We start from the raw sequence: 17,780 nt of genomic DNA, 5'->3' as shown, positions 1-17,780 counted from the left end.
CAGTCCTGGAGATTACGGTCGGCTGAGTTCACGCACCGGTGACATGCGGCGTCGGCGTGGCACGAGCATCGGCACCTGGGTGCGATAGATGCGGTACCGGTCCCCGAAGGTGCCGATGAGGTCGTGTTCCTCGAACTGCACGGCGACGAGGACGTACACGGTGGTGACCGCGGCGAACATCAGTCCTCCGACGGACATCGTGGGCGCCACCCAGAACGCGATCAGGAAACCTGCGTACAGCGGGTGCCGCACGATCCGGTACAGCCGCGGCGTGAGGAACTCCACTGTTGCAGCGGGCATTCCGAGCTGATTGCGGATCACCTGGCGGACACCGAACAGGTCGAAGTGGTCGATCGCGAACGTCGACGTGAGCACCAGCGCGAACCCGCCGAGCGAGACGACATACAGGACGACGCGTAGCCACGGCGTCTCGACGTCCCACACCTGCTGCGGCAACGGACGCCACTGCCACATCACCAGCGCGAGTGCGGCAGTCGCGCACAGGACGTAGGTGGCGCGTTCGATCGGTGGTGGTACGAGACGGGTCCATCGGCGTTTGAACCAGGGCCGGGCCATCACCGAGTGCTGGACCGCGAATATCGACAGCAGCGCAAGGTCGACGAGGACAGCGACCGCGGTAGGCGCGGTAGGCCCCTCGTCGATGGTGCGGGGGACGACCAGTCCTTCGACCCATCCGATGGCGTAAAGGAATACGACGACGAACGCGCCGTACGCGAGCATGCCGTATCCGGTCATGAGGGTGCGGGACAGGCGTGAGGTGGTGTGAATTGTCATGCGGTCGAGTCTCTGCACTCGCGTGCATCCCGGATAGGTACCCGGGGGTGGATGTTTCGGCCCCCTGCCGCTCAGCGTGGGCTGTACATGATCAGTCCCACGCCGATCAGGCACACCAGAGCACCCGCAATATCCCATCGATCGGGTCGGAACCCGTCCATCACCATCCCCCACAGCAGGGAACCGGCGACGAACACCCCGCCGTAGGCCGCCAGGATCCGGCCGAAGTTGGCGTCGGGCTGCAAGGTCGCGACGAATCCGTAGGCACCGAGCGCGAGGACACCGGCACCGACCCAGATCCAGCCGCGGTGCTCCCGCACACCCTGCCACACGAGCCAGGCGCCGCCGATCTCGAACAGCGCGGCAACGGCGAACAGGACAAGCGATTTGGTGACGGTCACGCCGAAGACCCTACGGGTCCCTTCCGCCGATGGCCGTCCGGTCCGAACTCCGCACGACGCACCGTATCTCCGCACACCACATCTCCGCTCACCAGCACGGACACCATCGCCGCGCGTCCGGGAGGAAGTACCCGGACGGTGACGGAGCCGTCGGCCACGGCGGCGAGCTCATCGGCAACCGCCCCTCGAACCCGTTCCTGCACAGCTGGTTCGGCTCCGTCCATGCCGTGGTCGTCGAGCAGGAAGACCTCCACGCCGTGACGGCGCGCGGCCGTCACCTCCTCCACCAGGGCGGGGTCCTGCAGTCGAGGATCGCGATGGCGCGGACGGATGTCCCGGAATCGTCGGCCACCTTCGTCCCTCCCGAGCATCCGAACCAATTCGAAAACGTTAGCAGGGGAAGCCGAAACGGCCCGTCAGGAATCGGCGCGCCGCACGTCGGAGGCTTCGATGTCGTCGCGCAGCCCCCGCCAGATCGGGTGCCGCAGCCGACCGCCGTCCGTCCACGACTGGAAACGCACTTCCCCGACGAGTCGCGGCGTCACCCAGACCGCGCCGCGCGCGTCGGCGGTGGGGATGTGCTCCGCGAACGGCGAGGTGCGCCGCCGCAACCGCTGGAGCGACGCGGTGAGCATGGTGAGGGTCCGGTCGTCGAACCCGGAGCCGACACGTCCCACGAACACGAGGTCGTCGCCCTCGTACACCCCGAGCAGCAGCGCACCGAAGGTGCCCGACCGGACTCCCTGACCGGGCCGGTACCCCGCGACGACGACCTCCTGGGTGAGCCAGTTCTTCGCCTTGATCCAGGCGGTGCCGCGCTTGCCCGGCAGATACACCGAATCGCGCCGCTTGGCGACCACCCCCTCCCATCCGCGGTCGATGCTCTGCGCGAGTGCCTCGGTTGCGTTGCCGGACAACGTGTCCGGCACCTGCAGTCCGGGCGCGGCCGCACCGAGCAGTTCGAGCACCCGTCTGCGGTCGCTGTACGGCTTGCGCAGCAGGGACACCCCGTCGAGATAGAGGATGTCGAACGCGAGGAAGGCGGGTCGGCCACCGGATTGCAGCAGCGGGAAGCTCGTGACCTGGTGCGGGTCGAAGGCGACGATCTCGCCGTCGAGGACCGCGTCGTGGCCGTCGAGGACCTGCGCGAGGATCCCGAGCGACGGATACTCCGCAGTGATGTCGCGGCCGGACCGCGACCGGATGCGCACACCGCCGTCGTGGACCTCGACGACGGCGCGGATGCCGTCCCATTTGCCCTCGAACGCCCAGTCCCGTTCGTCGAGGTCGGTCACGTCGCCGAGAGTTGCGAGCATGGGCGCGAGGTCGCGGGGAAACGGCCCGGCCCCCGACGGCGCCTGGTCTTTCATCAGGTGCGCGAGCCACTGGGTGCCCTCGGTGCGGATCAGGGCGTAGCGACCCTGCAGGCGGCGGCCCTGCAGCTGCACGATGACCTCGTCGTCCCGCCATTTCTCCGCGACATAGGTCCCGGTGTCCCACACGGTCATCGTGCCGGCGCCGTACTCACCCTTGGGGATGGTGCCGTGGAACGTCAGGTATTCGAGCGGGTGGTCCTCGGTGCGGACGGCCAGGTGGTTGCGGCCGGGTTCGTCGGGCAGGTTCTTCGGCACCGCCCACGACGCCAGCACCCCGTCGCGTTCGAGCCGCAGGTCGTAGTGCAGCCGCCGGGCCCGGTGTTCCTGGATCACGAATCGGTCGCCCGGTCCCCCGGCTGCGACCGCGTCCGGCACCGGTTCGGGGGTCCGTGACGCATCGCGTTTGCCGCGGTACTCGGCCAGCATGTCCGCCCGATCCTGCACCGGCAGCGGCGGATCCAATTCCGCGAGCAGATCCCCGCCGGCCTCGACGCGGGCGAGCACCTGATCGAACCGCAACTGGGACAGTCCGGGATCGTCGAGTTCGTCCCAGGTGCGCGGTGCCGCCACCCACGGCTGGTCGCGACCGCGCAACGAATACGGCGCGACCGTCGTCTTGGCGGCGTTGTTCTGGCTCCAGTCGAGGAAGACCCGTCCTCCGCGAGCGGCTTTCGCCATCGTCGCGGTCACCAGGTCGGGGTACAGTTTCTCGAGGTTGGTCGCGACGGTCCGCGCCACGGTCGAAGCACCGCCCGACTGCAACGGCCGCTCCAAGGGGACGTAGAGATGAATTCCCTTGCTGCCGCTCGTCACCGGATACGCTGTCCATCCCAGTTCGGCGACGGTGTCGCGCACAAGACGCGCCACCCGCGCACATTCGGACAGTGCGACACCCTCACCGGGATCGAGATCGAACACGATGCGGGTGGCGGCGCCCTGGGTGTTCGCGGCGAAACGCCACTGCGGAACATGCAGTTCCAGCGCGGCCTGTTGCCCGAGCCACGCGAGGGACGCGGCCGAATCGAACAGCGGGTAGGTGACCGTGCGCTGCTTGTGGTGCAGCGTCCGGCGGTCGAGCCAGCTCGGGGCGTGCGCCGCCAGATTCTTCTCGAAGAACGCCTGGTCGTCGACGCCGTTCGGCCAGCGCTTGCGAGTGCCTGCTCGTCCGGCGACGTGGGGCAGCATCGCGTCGGCGATCGCCACGTAGTAGTCGATCACCTCGCCCTTGGTGGTGCCGGTGCGCGGGTAGAGCACCTTGTCGAGGTTGGTCAGCTTCAGGCGACTGTCCCCGAACGTGCGGGTCGGCATCACCCCATTGTGCCCAATCGTCCGCGCTGATCTTGCTGGATCCGACCGGGGACGGCAGTATTGCCCGCGTGTCGTCCCTGCTGCGATGCGCGCGTGCCGCGCCGATGGTCGTTGCCGCCGCAGTGATCCTGGCCGCCTGCACCGCCTCGACGGAATCGAACCCACCCGCCACGTCCACCACATCGTCCATCGCCCCGGCGGTGACCCGGATCCCGCCCACCGATGCGGTCGACGACTGCGGCCCAGGCTCGGGTACCACCCGCGCCGACGGCGTGCTCGTCGTCGCCACCGACGATCCCGCCTATGCGCCGTGGTTCGTCGACAACGATCCCGCCAACCGCCAGGGCTACGAAGGTGCGGTGGCTGCCGCGGTCGCGGAAAGACTCGGTTACACCCCGGCGCAGGTCCGATTCGAACGGGTCGGTTTCAACGATGCGATCGCGCCCGGAGCGAAGTCCTTCGACGTGACGCTCGGGCAGGTCACGATCGTCGACACCCGCCGCGAGGCGGTGGACCTGTCGACCCCGTACTACGCGGTCGGTCAGGCGATCGTGGCGCGGCAGGGCAGTCCCGCGGCCGCCGCCACGTCACTGGCGGATCTGTCGGGGATGAAACTCGGTGCGCAGCAGAGTTCGACAAGTTTGTCCGCGATCACCGACACCATCCACGCCGCCGCCGAACCCGTCGCTTTCGAAACCACCGACGACGCGAAGGCGGCCCTCGCGGGCAGGTCCGTCGACGGGATCGTGGTGGATCTGCCGACCGGTTTCGAGATCATCGAACAGATGCCCGGCACGGTGCTCGTCGGCCAGTTCCCCCGACCCAACGAGGTCACCGAGTTCTTCGGAATGGTGCTCGAGAAGGGCAGTTCGCTCACACCGTGCGTGTCGGCCGCGATCGACGGCCTCTACGGTGACGGGACGCTCGACGCGTTCGCGGCACAATGGCTCGCCGGAAGCGCCGGAGCCCCCGTCCTCGAATAGTTGTCAGCCGTAGAGTTCGGCGAATTTCCTCAGCGATGCTTCGAGATCGCCCCGCAGGGTCCGGGCGACGCCGGAACCGATCGGCCCGAACAGCGGAGCCCCACCGAGGTCGATCTGCATCGAGAGGTCCGATCTGCCCGTGGTTCCGGCGACCGTAAGCACCATCCGGAATTTCGTTCCGCCCTTGCCGCTTCCCCGCAGCACGAGATGACGAGGGGCGTCGATCTCCTCCACCTTCCACGCGACCCGGTTGCGCAATCCCTTGACGGACACCACGGATTCGGCGGTCGTGCCGATCGTGAGCTGCTCGGGTAGGTCGCTGCGCCAGCCGTCGTGGATGATGAGCCACTCGTCGAATCGGTGCAGATTCGACACGGTGGCCCAGATCTGTTCCGGATCGAGCTGGACGCGGGTGGTTACCTCGAGTTTCGCCATGCGCGGAAGCGTAGACACCGATCCGCCCGCAGGGTAGCCCGGTTCACGGGCTCGACTTTTGTGTCGGCAGGTCTCGCAGTAGTACGGACATGCGCTCGAGCCGAGTCGATCACCCTCGCCCAGACCCAGGCACCGAAGCTCGAACAGACCCTCGAGGCCGCGACGTTGCTCTTCGACGTGGCCGGCGGTTCGGCCACCGACCGTGCGCGGGGTTTCGACCGACACCGGCGTAATGCGCCCACTGTCCCCAGCCACAACACGCGAGACTGGACGCTTGCGAAGGCGGGGACGTTCTCCTCACCGGAAGGGGACCCACGACCGGCGGGCTCTTCCGAGAGCGCAAGGGGAATGCCCCCGGATCGGGAGACATTCCCTGGTACTCCGTCAGAGGAACAGATGGCTGCCCGGTACGGAGTCGACGAGCCGCCGCGTGTACTCATCCGTGGGATCGTCGAGAATCTGTGCCGCAGAACCAGATACGACGACGGTTCCGTGCCGCATCACGGTCACGGTGTCCGCGATGAGCCGCACCACCCCGAGATCGTGGGTGATGAACAGGTAGGTCAACGAGTACGCCGCCTGCAGGTCCACGAGCAGTTGCAGGATCTCCGCCTGCACGGACACATCGAGAGCGGAGACCGCCTCGTCGAGGATGACGATCTCCGGGCTCAGGGCGAGGGCGCGGGCTATCGCGACCCGCTGCGCCTGCCCACCGGAGAGCTCCCCCGCCCGCCGCGCGGCGTACTTGCGGTCCAACCGGACCCCGTCCAGCAGCTCCTCGGCGATCGCGCGACGCTGCGTGCGGTCGACTTCTTTGCGGTGCACGCGCAGCGGTTCGGTGATCAGGTCCGCGACGGACAGCCGCGGGTTCAGCGAGGAGTACGGGTTCTGATACACGAACTGCAGCCGCCGGCTCAGTTCCCTGCGGCTCCAGCTGCCGGTGTTGCCGAGTAGGGTGACCTCGCCGGCGTCGGGGGTGCGCAGTCCCGCGACGATTCGCGCGATCGTGGACTTGCCGGCCCCGGACTCGCCGACGAGGGAGTGGGTGGTGCCGGTCGCGACACGGAACGAGACGTCGGCGGCCGCGACCACGGGTTCCGTACTGCTGTGCGCGGCGTGGAACGTCTTCGAAACTCCCTTGACGTCGATCGCGTACTGGGCCGAGCTGCGTATGCCCGGCCTGTCGGCGGTGGTGTGCGCGGCGAGGGGACCGAGGCGGATCGGCCTCGGGGTCAGTCCTCCGGTATGCAGGCCGGGCGCAGAGTCGAGGAGTCGCCGCGTGTACGGGTCGGCCGCGTGGTGCAGGAGCTCGGCGCTGCGGCCATCCTCGACAACGGCACCGCCGCGCATCACAACGACGCGGTCAGCGCGCTCGAGTGCGACACCGAGATCGTGTGTGACCAGGAGGATTCCGATACCCAGCTCGGTGCGGAGCCGGTCGAGGTGATCGAGGATCTGTTTCTGGACGGTCACGTCCAGGGCGCTGGTCGGCTCGTCGGCGATGAGGAGTTTTGGCTCGCCGGACAGGGCGATCGCGATGAGCACTCGCTGCTTCATGCCGCCCGACAGCTCATGCGGATACTTGGCGTAGATGCGGCCGGGGTCGGCGAGCCCGGCAAGTTCGAGGAACTTCAGCGCCTGCGATTTCAGAGTGTGCCGCTGCGCCGACACGCTGAACGGCAGCAGCCGGTTCTTCCCGGTCCGGTTGCTCAGCGCGTCCTCGAGCTGCTTCCCGATCTGCTTGACCGGGTTGAGCGAGACACCCGGGTCCTGGGGGACGAAACCGACGTAGCTGCCCCGGTAGCGAGCAAACTTGTTCGGACTCCAACCCGCAACATCGTTGCCGAAGAGTAGGATTCGCCCCTCGACGCGGCTGCTGCGGGGAAGCAGACCGATCGCCGACAGGATGAGGGTGGACTTTCCCGATCCGGACTCTCCGACGATGGCGACCAGTTCTCCGGGCCGGACGTCGAGGCTGATACCGGAGACAGCCTTGGTCGGGGACGTTCCCCGCCCGACGTACCAGATCTCGACGTCCTCGAAGGACAACAGGGTCATCGCGCGTCTCCGTCGTTCTGCAGTTCACGGCTGATTCGGTTGCTGGACAGTACGACCGCCAGGATGACGAATCCGGGCAGCAGCGAGATCCACGGGGCGATCGCCAGCAGGTCCCGGCCCTCGGAAACCAACAGGCCCCATTCCGGTTCCGGTGGCGGAGCGCCGAATCCGAGGAATCCGAGGGCCGCGATCGCCAGGATCGACGCGCCGAACTGCAGCGGGATCAGAGACACGACCGAGCTGAGGGAGTTCGGCAGGACGTGGCGGGTGAGGATGCTCATCCGGGGTGTGCCGATGCTCGCGGCGGCTTCGACGTAATCGGCCTGCACGACGCGCAGCACTTCGGCGCGCATCACCCGCGCGAAGTTGGCGACCGCGGAGACACCGACGGCGATGGCGACGTTCAGCGTGCCGTATCCGAGCGCCGAGACCACGACCATGGTGAGCAGCAGACCGGGGACGGACAGCAACACGTCGACGACGCGCATGATGACGAGTTCGACGGTGCCTCCGACGAATCCCGCGATCGCTCCGAGGACGGTACCGATGACGAAGGCGATCGCGACGGCGAGGAGGGTGGCGCTGAGGGTGATCACAGCACCGTGCACGGTGCGCGAGTAGATGTCGCGACCCAGCCGGTCGGTGCCGAAGGGGTGGTCGGCGCTGGGGCCGACGAGGATCGCGGTGGAATCCGGAAGGTACGGGTCCTTCCAGGTGAACAAGCCCGGCGCGACGCACCATGCGACGGCGAGGACGACGACGAGCACCGCCACCGTGAGACCCGGACGCGACAGGATCGGGGTCAGTGCGCCGAAGCGCCGACGTGGCGGTGTGTCCGGGTTGGGGAGCGGTGGGGGCAGGGCAGCTGGTGTCGCGGCCCGCTCCGGAACGGCGGTCGGGACCGGTTCGGCGACGAGCGTGCGGTCGCTGTCGATCGTCATACGGTTACCCCTTCGCGGGCGGCTTTGAGTCGAGGGTCGATGAGGGGATACGCGACGTCGACGACGAAATTGACCGTCACGAACGCGAGGGCGACGAACATGACGACGCCCTGGACGACGGGAACGTCCTGGGCGCGGACCGCCTGTTCGGTGAGACGGCCGATTCCGTTGCGGGAGAAGATCGTCTCGGTGATCACGGCGCCGGCCAGCAGTTCACCGACGATGATGCCGCCCTGGGTGAGCGCGGGCAGGCTGGCGTTGCGCAGGACGTCGCCGTTGAGCACCCTCGCCTTGCGCAGACCCTTGCTGAAGGACGTCAGGACATACGGCGAGCCGTACTCGGTGGTGAAGTTGCGCAGCAGCAGCTGCGCGATGGGGCCGGCGACGGGGATCGCCAGCGCGAAGGCGGGCAGCACCACTCCGTGCAGACCGTCGCGGCTGATCGGCGGGAACCACCCGAGCTGGAAGGAGAAGACACGGATGATGATGAGGCCGAGCAGAAAGCTCGGGAACGACACCAGCAGCGGCGGCAAGCCGGCGATGACGTTCCGCAGCCACGGGGATTCGAGGTAGGTCGCGACCCACGCGACAGCGAGTGCGATCAATGCCGCGAGGATCAGCGCCGCCACCGCAAGCACGATGGTCTTCGGTAGCGCCTCGGCGATCGCGGTAGCCACCGGCTTGCCGTTCTGGACCGAGGCCCCGAAGTCGAGATGCAGTGCGGCCCAGAGCCGGTCGAGGTACTGAACGAACACCGGCCGGTCGAAACCGTACTGCTGCTCGATCTGGGCGTACGCCTCGGGTGAGATGTCGTTACGCTCTTCGGGATTGAAGAGCAGTTCGATGGGACTGGCGGGCAGCAGGTACAGCAGGACGAAGGACGCGGTGAACGCGCCCCACACCACCACCAGGCCTCGCCCCAGTTTCAGGAGGACATAGCGTGTCATCGGGATCCTTTTCGAGTGCGGCAGCACGCACCCCGAGCCGATCCTGTGGAATCGGCCCGGGGTGGACGATCAGCCCTGGTCGATCCAGGTGCGGAGGAAGTGCAGTCGGCTGGTGGCGTCGAGGTCGAGGCCGTATACGCCCTTGGACGCGGCCACCTGCGACGGCTCGAACACCGGGTCGAACAGGACGTACTCATCGAGGACCAGTTCCTGGGCCCGTTCGGTCAGCACGGCCCGCTGCGTCGGGTCGAGGGTGGACTCGAGCGCTTCGAGGGTGTCGACGATCTCCTGCCGGCCGGGGAAGTCCGCGGAGATGCGGGCCGAGTTGCCCCGGTCCGGGTTGAAGTTGACGTTCAGGATCGCTGGGTCGTTGCGGCTGCGGTTGGTGTTGATCAGGTGGTATTCCTTGTTGATCTGGTCGGTCGGGATGTTGCTGGCATCGAACTGGAAGTCGAGGTCGACGCCGATCTCCTTGAGTGAAGCCTGGATCGACTCGTACGTGTAGCGGCTGTTCGGAACCAGGTAGTGCCCGGTGGCTTTGAGCGTGAGATTCTTTCCGTCCTTCTCCCGGATGCCGTCGGCACCGACCTTCCACCCGGCTTCGTCGAGCAGACGCCTGGACTCGTCGAGGTCGTATCCCAACACGTCGTCGGTGTAGTCGATCGCACCCTGGATATGATGGGCAAGTACGGACTTCGCCTGACCCTCGGACGGGGCGAGGATGGTGTCCTTGAAACCGGGCCGGTTGGTGGCCCGCACGATCGCGCGGCGGACGTTGATGTCGTTGGTGGGCTCGAGGCTGGTGTTGATATTCCAGCCGAGGTTGAGCCCGGCGATGGTCCGCGAGGTGATGTCGTAGCCTTGCGCCTCGAGGACCGCCTCGTCGGTGGGCAGGATGTCGAACGCGGCCTGCACCTCGCCCGACTGGAGCGCACCGGTGCGGACGCTCGCCTCGGGAATGGTGACGAATTCGACCTTGTCGAGGTAGGCGGGGCCCTCGTGGTTCAGACCCGGAGCGGCCCAGTGATAGTCGAGGCGTTTGGTGAGTACCGTGCGCTCCCGGGGGACGTATTCGGTGACGACGAACGGGCCGGTACCGACGATGTTCGCAGGGTCGAGGCGCTGCTCGGCGTTCGACGAGAGGGTCTTCTGGCCGATGATGCCGGGCTGGTTGTTGCCCGAGTAGGAGATGAACTGCAGAAAGCTCGCGGACGGGGCATCGAAGACGATCTTGACGACGTGGTCGCTGACGACCTCGCTCCCCCGATACGAGCGCAGATGGGTGGCGCCGTTGGGCTTGACACCCAGCGCCGGATCGCCGAAGACGTACTGGTCGAAGTTCCTCTTCACGATGTCCGCGTTGAACGGGGTGCCGTCGCTGAAGGTGACGTCGTCGCGGAGGGTGAACGTGAACTCGGTGTTGGTGTCGTCGACCTCCCACGAGGTGGCGAGCCAGGGACCGATCTCGCCGGTCTCCGGGTCCTGCCAGGTGAGTTTGTCGAAGACGCTGTTGCCGTAATTGCTGGCCGCGAAGGAGGTGTTCAGGTGCGGGTCCAGAGACTCGGGAGAACTGAGGAGAGCGATCCGCAGGGTTCCGCCGGACTGCGGCTCGCCGCCTCCGTTGGAGCCGGCCGCGTCGATGCTGCCGCTGCATGCGGTGACGGCAAGGACGCCGGTCAGTGCGAGAGCGCCGAACACGCCTCGAAAACGCCGCCGGCGCAAGCCCGCCGATCGTGGGGCGTGATCTGTTGTTTCCATGAACAAGAATCTATGGTGAAAGTTGTTGCCAAGTCAGGATATTAAACCGTGATGACGAGAATCCGACCGGAGAGAAGCAGCCGTACGGAAACCCTTCTCAGAACGGCGCCGACTCCGCGATGTCGGCGAGTTGCGCCGTGCGGGAACGCTGGTTCTGACTCTGAACTTGAAGGAAGAGTACCGACCGGGCGTGCAGCTGGGCGGTGTCCGTCCCGAGAATTCCCGTGCCTGCACGCGAGATCAGCAGCGCACGGGAGATCTTGTGGAGCGACCGCAGCGTCTCGACCTTGAGTGCAAGCCTCTCCGGGAAGTACTGTGGGCCACGAGGATCCGACTCTGCTCGATCGGCCAGGTCGTACGCCAGCGCCCGGTAGCGAGCGAACGGTGGCGCCCATGCCTGCACCACGGCGTGTGTGGCATCGGTGTCGGCGTCGCGCAACTCGTCGAGGATCGCACGTGCCACACCGAACACCTGCGGCCGCACGTCGCTGACGATCTTCCGGTCGCGGACATCCCATTCGGATCGTGGTGTGCGCTTGACGATGTCGGACTCGGAGACGAGAACACCATCGAAGGTGATCCGCCACGTGCGACTTCCGCTCGCGGCGGCGAGAGGAAGCGGCTCGGCGCTCAAACGTTCGTCGGCGACGTCGATCAGGGCGAGCAACTGCGTCTCGGTGGCCGGATCGATCGCGGCAACCGACAGCACGGCGTTGACGCCCCAGCCGCTCACCCACGACACCGTGCCGTCGATCGTCCACCCGCCGTCCACCGGAGTAGCGCGGACATACCGCTCCGGGTAGTGCCGAGCGTCGCTGATCGCTGTGCCGCTGAGGATCTCCCCACGCAGGATCCGTTCACCGAGGTCACCGATCGGCTTGCCGCTCCTGGCCAGGGTGGAGAAATGCTCGAGCAACCCCGTGTGCTGAGCCCACGCCAGCCAGGTGTTGAAGTCGCCGTAGGCGAGATGCTCGTGAACGCGACGCTCGGCGGCCTTGTCCAATTCGCCACCGCCGAAGCGAGCGGGGGCGAGATGGTTGAGCAACCCGATCCTGCGCAGTCCCTCGACCGTCTCGGTGGTCACGCCCTCGGTATCGGTGAGCAGGGCAAGGGGTTTGAGCGTCTCGTAGGCGAACGTCCGCGTCCGCGCCACCAGGAGCAGCTCGTCGGCGGCATCGACCCGATCTGCACTGCTCGTGTCGATCGGGGTATCGAAGGTGAGGGTCATGGTGTGCTCTGCTCCCGGAAGGCGTGGATGGGCGGAGGCCGCGTGCTCAGACTGCGGCGTCGAAATCGTGCAGGAGGACGGCGATGTCGAAGCCGCGTCGTTGCAACCAGTGGGCGACGACCGCGGCGCGCGCTCCGGTGAGGTCGTCGATCAGGACGACACGCGCCCCGCGGACCGCGATCGTGCGGTAGGAGACGCCGAGCAGCTGCCCGCCCTCGGAAGTGATCGATCCAGGGAGGTGAGCCTGCTCGAACTCCTCCGGAGTGCGCACATCGAGCAGATAGGTGGTGCGGTCCGGATCGGCCGCCCAGGCCTGCGCGGTCTCGACGTCGATTCGCGGGAATTCGTCGTCGGCGGCGATGGCCTCGACGCGCTGCGCGGCGACCTCCCGGGCGGCGTCGCCGACCGGTCCGTAAACGGCGGTAGCTCCGGTCTCGAGCTCGAGGTTCTCCTCCTTCCAGGCCCGGGTGCCGTTGTGCAGGTAGGACACCCTGTTCGGGACGCCCGAGTCGATCAGCGTCTGGGCGCCGATGATCGCGCGGGGCAGCCCGGCGCAGGAGACGACGACATGGGTGTCGGGCGACGGGACAACGTCCGCGAACCTCAGCAGCAACTCCGCACCCGGGACGCTGACAGCGCCTGGGACGTGGCCTGCGGTGAACTCGGAGACTGTGCGGGTGTCGATGACGACGACGTCCGCGCTCTGGTCCTGGAGAGATCTGAGCTCCGCGGCGGTCACCACCGGCGTCCCGCGCTCGTCGCGGATGCCGAGTGAGAAGTCCTTGCCCGGGACGTCGAAGGTGGGCAGGTCGTCGGCGCCGTTGCGGATCCACTCCGGGATACCGCCGGCGAGCACGTGGATGTCGCGGCGGCCGACGTCGGCGAGCCGGGCCACGACGGACTGCGCCACCCCGTCACCACCGTCGACGAGGACGGTCCGGACCACCGCCCGGGGAACGTACCGGTCGATTTCGGCCTCGATCCGGTCCGCAGGAAGGTTGGTGGCGAACAGCGGCGACGCGTAGCCGACCTCCTCGCTCGGACGGATGTCGATGACGGCCAATTCCGCTCCGTCGGCGAGCCACTCCCGGAAGGTGTCGGCGTCGATGACTCTCTCCGCGGTGCCGGTCTTTTCGGTCGAAGAAGTGCTCACGTGTGTCGTCCACTTTCACGGGTAGGGGATCGGATCGGATGCGGCGCGACGGCCGGTCGTCACAGGGTAATCACGGGCGCTGGGCCCTGCCGGGGACGAGAAGATCCGGCGCTCCGCGCGCACAGCCCTGAACTGCGGAGACGCCGGTCGCGGGGAAATGAACCACGCTGGTTCTAACGTCCGGCGGGCGCCGGGCCGAGTCCCGCAGCGCACCACGGATGTTCGCGCCGGCGTTAAGAATCAGGGCGATTCCTAACCATTGACGCGCCTGCGTCGATCGGTGCTCAATTGGCGGTACGGCCGCAGGATCCCATTAGCCGTCCGCGCGCCGATTTCCTTCCACCGAACGGAGCATCCGCATGAGCACCGCCGCGAGACCGCCACAACCCCAGCGGAGGCTCACGCTCGCCGCGTCCATCGTCGGGGCGGGGGCTTCGGCCAGGGCGTGGAACTGGCCCGGTACCAAGTGGAACCGTTTCGCGGACTGGGAGCACTATCGACGCTCGGCGGAGATCGCCAGATCGGGGATCCTCGATGCGGTGTTCGTCTCGGATCATCCAGCACTGCAACGTGATTCCTCCCGCGGCCCGGGGCATCTCTTCGACCCGATCACCCTGTTCTCCGCGATCGCGGGGGCGGTGCCGGACATCGGGTTCGTGCTGACCGCGTCGACGAGCTACAACTCCCCATACAATCTGGCCCGTCGACTCGCAAGCCTCGACACCATCTCGGGCGGTCGGGTGATCTTCAACGCCGTCGCCGGCTTCAATCCCGACATCGCCGCCAACTTCACCGCGGACGGCCTGCTCGACCGGGAGGACCGTTACCGCAAGGCCGATGAATTCCTCGAGGTGGTCAAGAAACTGTGGCTGTCGTGGGACGCCCCGGACGGACCGGAACCGACCGGTCCGCTGTGGGACGAGACCACCGCCCGCGTCATCGACCACCACGGTGAGTTCTTCGACGTCCGTGGACCACTCAACGTCCCGGTCGGCCCACAGGGGTATCCGGTGATCTCGCAGGCCGGGGCCTCCGCGCAAGGCATCGACTTCGCGGGCAAGCATGCAGAGATCGTGTACGCGGCGCTGCTGAGCAAGCAGGCCGCGCTCGACTACGCGGCCACACTCGACGCTGCCGCCCGCGCGCACGGACGCCCCGCCGACAGCATCCGGCTGTTCCCGGGTGTCAACGTGTGCATCGGCGACACCCGCGAGGAGGCGCTGCGTCGACACGAAGTCACCAACGGTGTCTCCGGCGAAGAAGAACTGATCGCCCGGTTCCTGACGGAGCAGCGCGCACTGAACCCGGCTCTGCCGCGCTCGATCGACGTCGACAAGCCTTTGAAAGCAGAGTGGTTCGCCCCACAAGACGATCAGGCACGGCCGATCGGTTTCAGCAAGGCCTTGCAGGATCTGGTACGGCTCGAGGAGCCCACCACCCGGCAGATCGTGCGCCGGGTCGGCGAGGTCGGCGGACACCGCCAGGTCATCGGCACACCGAAGGAGGTCGCCGACGCCCTCATCGACTGGTGGGCGGACGGCGCCGTGTCCGGATACAACGCCCACTTCCCGATCCTGCACGAGGATCTGGAGCGGTTTGTGCAGCAGGTGGTACCGATTCTGCAGGCCGAGGGCGTGTTCCCGACCGAGTACGACTCACCGACCATCCGTGGCCGTTTCGGCCTGCCCGATCCGCGTATTACTCGTTCCGTCGAGGAACTGGGATGACCGCCGATCTCGCCCTGCACCCATAGCCCAGGAAGCCGAACCTTCCGCCGACGAGGCCCTTCCGACGACGGAGTCCCCGCCGAATACCGGACGGTGTTCGAGCGCATCGCGGAGGGCGGGATGCATTCTGCCGCATACCATTCGGGTGCACGCGTAGTTCGTGGAGGACCGGCGGCGATGTCCTCACCAGCGCGCCCGCCGGACCTGATGCCGCCGGAGCCGGGCGTCGGTCGAGTGCCTGGGTCCGGAGCTTTCTACACCCTCGGCCGGCCCCACTCCCCCTCGACCGCGACGAGCCATCGCTCCACCCGCTCGATGGTTTCGGCGTGACCGAGGGTGAAACCGAGCGTCTCCTCCATCACGACGACGCGGGACAGGCTGGTCGTGAGAACCGAGGCGACGACGGGCGGAAAATCCTCGTGCGCAATGCCGTACCGATCGAGCAGGACCCCGATCGCGACTCCCGACGGGTCACTGCTGAACCGCCACAGCGCCCACAGCGGCTGAGGTGATGCCAGCGCCTTCGCCTGGATCTCGAGACCCTGCTCGGCGCGGCGTCGGAAGACCTCCTCGAGCAGCTCGTCCATGTTCACGAAGTAGTAGTGCACCAGCTGCGGCTCGAGGCCGGCCTGCTCGGCGAGGCGGCGGGACGAGACGGCCGCTTAGCCGTGCTCGAGCATCACCTTTTCGGCCGCGTCCAACAGGACCGTCCGATTCTTCGCGTCGGGAGCCCCGATTCTGCGCGGCGAGGGCATGCGCGCTGTCCACCTCCACAGTTCGAACGGGCAGCCGATGATGCCCGAACATCCTATCGCTCGGCCCGAATATGACCTTGAACACGTCCCCGACGACATGCTATTCGAGTGCTCAGCATTGCTGGGCACATGCTCAGCACCAGGAGGGTGGCCGCCATGAATCGGAACAACGCAGAGGTCACGGCCGGCCACGTCGCCGTCGCCACCGGAGGCGCGTCGGGGATCGGGCTGGCCGTCGGTACACCGTCCGATCCACACTGGGGCCGATCTCGATCATGGTCACCAGCGCGGGAATCGAATTCAGCGCGCCCTTCGCGCAGATCACCGCGGATGCGTGGGAGAAAATCATTGCGGTCAATCTCACCGGAACGTTCCACTCGATCCAGGCCGCTATTCCGGATATGGTGACGTCGGACTGGGGTCGTATCATCACGATCTCGTCGTCCAGTGCCCGATCCGGTGCGCCGGATCGATCATCGACACCCCGATGGCGCGCAACGGCGCCGCCGAGGGCAACATCGACCCGGATCTGCTGGCGGGAATGACTCCGGTGCGGCGCAACGGAACTCCCGACGACGTGGCCGCGACGTGCGCCTTCCTGTGCTCGGACAACACAGGCTTCAGCACCGGCCGGACCGTCGGTGTCAACGGCGGCTGGTACCTGCAGGACCCTGCGCCGCCGTCGCGGGGTCGGCGGCGCGATTCACCGTGAGGAACCGCCGTGGCGATTCGTGGCGAAATTGGAGCGATCCGCGCCAACTTGCTCGTTCCGTCGCCGATTGTGCCAAAGTCGGTTGCGCCCTCGATATTCTCAACAAATCGAACACGCATTCGCCCGGCGAGCGGGGAAGAGAGAAAACATGTGCACCAGGGTCATTTGGCCGGATGCGGCGGGATCGGTACTCGTCGGACGCAATATGGATTATCACCGCGACACGGGGACGAATCTGTGGTCCCTGCCGCGCGGAATCGACCGACGCGACGGCGTCGGCGGGTCGCTGAGCTGGACCTCGAAGTTCGGCAGCGTCGTCGCCGGGGCCTTCGACATGATGACCGTCGACGGCATGAACGAGGCCGGACTGTCGGGGCACATTCTCTGGCTCGCAGAGTCGGACTACGGAACCCACGACCCGTCCCGGCCGGCGCTGAGCATGGCCGTGTGGCTGCAGTACTTCCTGGACAACTTCGCCACGGTCGCCGAAGCGGCTGCGTGGATCGAACAGACCGGCGTGCAGGTCGTTCCACTCGGTGACCCGACCACCGGCGAGGTGCCTGCGGTGCACCTCGCGCTGGACGATGCGACGGGCGACTCGGCGATCATCGAATACGTCGACGGCAAGGTGACCGTCTGGCACGACCGCAGCTACCACGTGATGACGAATTCGCCGACCTACGACAAGCAGCTCGAACTGCTCCGTGAGGTCGACGCGTTCGGTGGGGAGAAGCCGCTGCCCGGCACCACGGTGGCTGCCGACCGGTTTGCCCGCGCCGCGTACTACGTGGGCCGGCTCCCCGAACCGAAGAGCCAGGTCGAAGCCATCGCCGGGATGTTCAGTGTCATCCGCAATGCGGCCCAGCCGTTCCGGATCCCGGATCCGGACAAGCCCAATGCGTCACAGACGATCTGGCAGACCGTGGGTGACCTGACGAACAAGCGTTACGTCTTCGCGTCGACGACGCGCCCGAACGTCCTGTGGGTCAATCTCTCCGAGCTGGATTTCAGCGAGGGTGCGTCCGCGCGCAAGCTCGATCTGCTCGGGGATACGGCACTCGAGGGTGGGCTCGGCGGCAATGTCACGGACCGGTTCGTCGAAACCGCCCCGTTACAGTTCCTCGAACTTCCGGCCGCGCAGTAGCAGAGAACCTCAAAGCGATGGTGCCGCGCTCCCGGGTGGGGAGCGCGGCACCGAACGGT

Annotated in this window: 14 protein-coding genes and 2 pseudogenes; 4 read left to right on the top strand and 12 right to left on the bottom strand. The window is 67.0% G+C overall.

What is annotated here, in order from left to right; all coding sequences use genetic code 11:
* Positions 1 to 12: 12 nt before the first annotated feature.
* The 4 genes from mddA to RZ1_RS07110 all read right to left on the bottom strand — a co-directional run bounded on the left by mddA (position 13) and on the right by RZ1_RS07110 (position 3,880).
* Positions 13 to 795, bottom strand: a complete 783-nt coding sequence (gene mddA / locus RZ1_RS07125; RefSeq protein WP_072810465.1) for a methanethiol S-methyltransferase — start codon at positions 793 to 795, stop codon at positions 13 to 15.
* Between the two features lie 71 nt (positions 796 to 866).
* The gene (locus RZ1_RS07120) at positions 867 to 1,196 is read right to left on the bottom strand and encodes a YnfA family protein (protein WP_072810464.1); all 330 of its coding nucleotides are present in this window, start codon (positions 1,194 to 1,196) and stop codon (positions 867 to 869) included.
* Entirely contained in the window at positions 1,193 to 1,567 is a 375-nt protein-coding gene (locus RZ1_RS07115; RefSeq protein WP_072810462.1) for a hypothetical protein, read from the bottom strand. The genes RZ1_RS07120 and RZ1_RS07115 overlap by 4 nt, the downstream gene beginning before the upstream one ends.
* Positions 1,568 to 1,612: 45 nt before the next feature.
* Positions 1,613 to 3,880, bottom strand: coding sequence for an ATP-dependent DNA ligase (locus RZ1_RS07110; RefSeq protein WP_072810461.1), 2,268 nt, complete (start codon positions 3,878 to 3,880; stop codon positions 1,613 to 1,615).
* A gap of 68 nt (positions 3,881 to 3,948) precedes the next feature.
* Between RZ1_RS07110 and RZ1_RS07105 the strand changes: the two genes are divergently transcribed.
* A complete protein-coding gene (locus RZ1_RS07105; RefSeq protein ID WP_238071809.1) occupies positions 3,949 to 4,863 on the top strand; it encodes an ABC transporter substrate-binding protein in 915 nt (304 codons plus the stop codon).
* A 3-nt stretch (positions 4,864 to 4,866) separates the two neighbouring features.
* Here RZ1_RS07105 and RZ1_RS07100 read toward each other — a convergent pair whose 3' ends face one another.
* The 7 genes from RZ1_RS07100 to RZ1_RS07070 form a co-directional block, all read right to left on the bottom strand.
* Positions 4,867 to 5,298, bottom strand: a complete 432-nt coding sequence (locus RZ1_RS07100) for a type II toxin-antitoxin system Rv0910 family toxin (RefSeq protein ID WP_072810460.1) — start codon at positions 5,296 to 5,298, stop codon at positions 4,867 to 4,869.
* A 384-nt stretch (positions 5,299 to 5,682) separates the two neighbouring features.
* Complete coding sequence (locus RZ1_RS07095) at positions 5,683 to 7,356, bottom strand: ABC transporter ATP-binding protein (RefSeq protein WP_072810459.1); 1,674 nt, start codon at positions 7,354 to 7,356, stop codon at positions 5,683 to 5,685.
* The gene (locus RZ1_RS07090; protein ID WP_072810458.1) at positions 7,353 to 8,297 is read right to left on the bottom strand and encodes an ABC transporter permease; all 945 of its coding nucleotides are present in this window, start codon (positions 8,295 to 8,297) and stop codon (positions 7,353 to 7,355) included. Before RZ1_RS07090 ends, RZ1_RS07095 begins: the two co-directional genes overlap by 4 nt.
* The gene (locus tag RZ1_RS07085; protein WP_072810457.1) at positions 8,294 to 9,244 is read right to left on the bottom strand and encodes an ABC transporter permease; all 951 of its coding nucleotides are present in this window, start codon (positions 9,242 to 9,244) and stop codon (positions 8,294 to 8,296) included. Before RZ1_RS07085 ends, RZ1_RS07090 begins: the two co-directional genes overlap by 4 nt.
* Before the next feature lie 69 nt (positions 9,245 to 9,313).
* Positions 9,314 to 11,002: an ABC transporter substrate-binding protein gene (locus tag RZ1_RS07080; RefSeq protein WP_072810455.1), complete on the bottom strand. Its 1,689-nt coding sequence runs from the start codon at positions 11,000 to 11,002 to the stop codon at positions 9,314 to 9,316.
* A 97-nt stretch (positions 11,003 to 11,099) separates the two neighbouring features.
* A complete protein-coding gene (locus tag RZ1_RS07075; RefSeq protein ID WP_072810454.1) occupies positions 11,100 to 12,230 on the bottom strand; it encodes an acyl-CoA dehydrogenase family protein in 1,131 nt (376 codons plus the stop codon).
* Between the two features lie 46 nt (positions 12,231 to 12,276).
* Positions 12,277 to 13,383: a rhodanese-like domain-containing protein gene (locus RZ1_RS07070; protein ID WP_218020446.1), complete on the bottom strand. Its 1,107-nt coding sequence runs from the start codon at positions 13,381 to 13,383 to the stop codon at positions 12,277 to 12,279.
* A 359-nt stretch (positions 13,384 to 13,742) separates the two neighbouring features.
* Between RZ1_RS07070 and RZ1_RS07065 the strand changes: the two genes are divergently transcribed.
* Positions 13,743 to 15,110: an NtaA/DmoA family FMN-dependent monooxygenase gene (locus RZ1_RS07065; RefSeq protein WP_072810452.1), complete on the top strand. Its 1,368-nt coding sequence runs from the start codon at positions 13,743 to 13,745 to the stop codon at positions 15,108 to 15,110.
* Positions 15,111 to 15,364: 254 nt separating this feature from the next.
* On the opposite strand, the pseudogene RZ1_RS07060 reads toward RZ1_RS07065, so the two are convergent.
* Positions 15,365 to 15,865 (bottom strand): annotated as a pseudogene (locus RZ1_RS07060) (TetR/AcrR family transcriptional regulator).
* Between the two features lie 71 nt (positions 15,866 to 15,936).
* Here RZ1_RS07060 and RZ1_RS29565 point away from each other — a divergent pair.
* Together RZ1_RS29565 and RZ1_RS07045 are read left to right on the top strand one after the other, a co-directional pair.
* Positions 15,937 to 16,577: pseudogene (locus RZ1_RS29565) on the top strand (SDR family NAD(P)-dependent oxidoreductase).
* A 148-nt stretch (positions 16,578 to 16,725) separates the two neighbouring features.
* Positions 16,726 to 17,721 (top strand): linear amide C-N hydrolase, encoded by a 996-nt coding sequence (locus RZ1_RS07045; protein ID WP_072810446.1) that lies wholly within the window; start codon positions 16,726 to 16,728, stop codon positions 17,719 to 17,721.
* The last annotated feature ends 59 nt before the right edge of the window (positions 17,722 to 17,780 follow it).

This window comes from Rhodococcus zopfii NBRC 100606 = JCM 9919, assembly GCF_001895025.1.
GTDB lineage: Bacteria > Actinomycetota > Actinomycetes > Mycobacteriales > Mycobacteriaceae > Rhodococcus > Rhodococcus zopfii.
Note: the sequence above shows the minus strand (reverse complement) of the source record. Positions and strands in the feature narration are given on the sequence as shown.

Excerpts from the sequence above, each read along its gene's own strand:
- mddA (WP_072810465.1), bottom strand. The coding sequence starts at position 795 with ATGACAATTCACACCACCTCACGCCTGTCCCGCACCCTCATGACCGGA.
- RZ1_RS07115 (WP_072810462.1), bottom strand. The coding sequence starts at position 1,567 with ATGCTCGGGAGGGACGAAGGTGGCCGACGATTCCGGGACATCCGTCCG.
- RZ1_RS07110 (WP_072810461.1), bottom strand. The coding sequence starts at position 3,880 with ATGCCGACCCGCACGTTCGGGGACAGTCGCCTGAAGCTGACCAACCTC.
- RZ1_RS07100 (WP_072810460.1), bottom strand. The coding sequence starts at position 5,298 with ATGGCGAAACTCGAGGTAACCACCCGCGTCCAGCTCGATCCGGAACAG.
- RZ1_RS07095 (WP_072810459.1), bottom strand. The coding sequence starts at position 7,356 with ATGACCCTGTTGTCCTTCGAGGACGTCGAGATCTGGTACGTCGGGCGG.
- RZ1_RS07090 (WP_072810458.1), bottom strand. The coding sequence starts at position 8,297 with ATGACGATCGACAGCGACCGCACGCTCGTCGCCGAACCGGTCCCGACC.
- RZ1_RS07085 (WP_072810457.1), bottom strand. The coding sequence starts at position 9,244 with ATGACACGCTATGTCCTCCTGAAACTGGGGCGAGGCCTGGTGGTGGTG.
- RZ1_RS07080 (WP_072810455.1), bottom strand. The coding sequence starts at position 11,002 with ATGGAAACAACAGATCACGCCCCACGATCGGCGGGCTTGCGCCGGCGG.
- RZ1_RS07075 (WP_072810454.1), bottom strand. The coding sequence starts at position 12,230 with ATGACCCTCACCTTCGATACCCCGATCGACACGAGCAGTGCAGATCGG.
- RZ1_RS07065 (WP_072810452.1), top strand. The coding sequence starts at position 13,743 with ATGAGCACCGCCGCGAGACCGCCACAACCCCAGCGGAGGCTCACGCTC.
- RZ1_RS07045 (WP_072810446.1), top strand. The coding sequence starts at position 16,726 with ATGTGCACCAGGGTCATTTGGCCGGATGCGGCGGGATCGGTACTCGTC.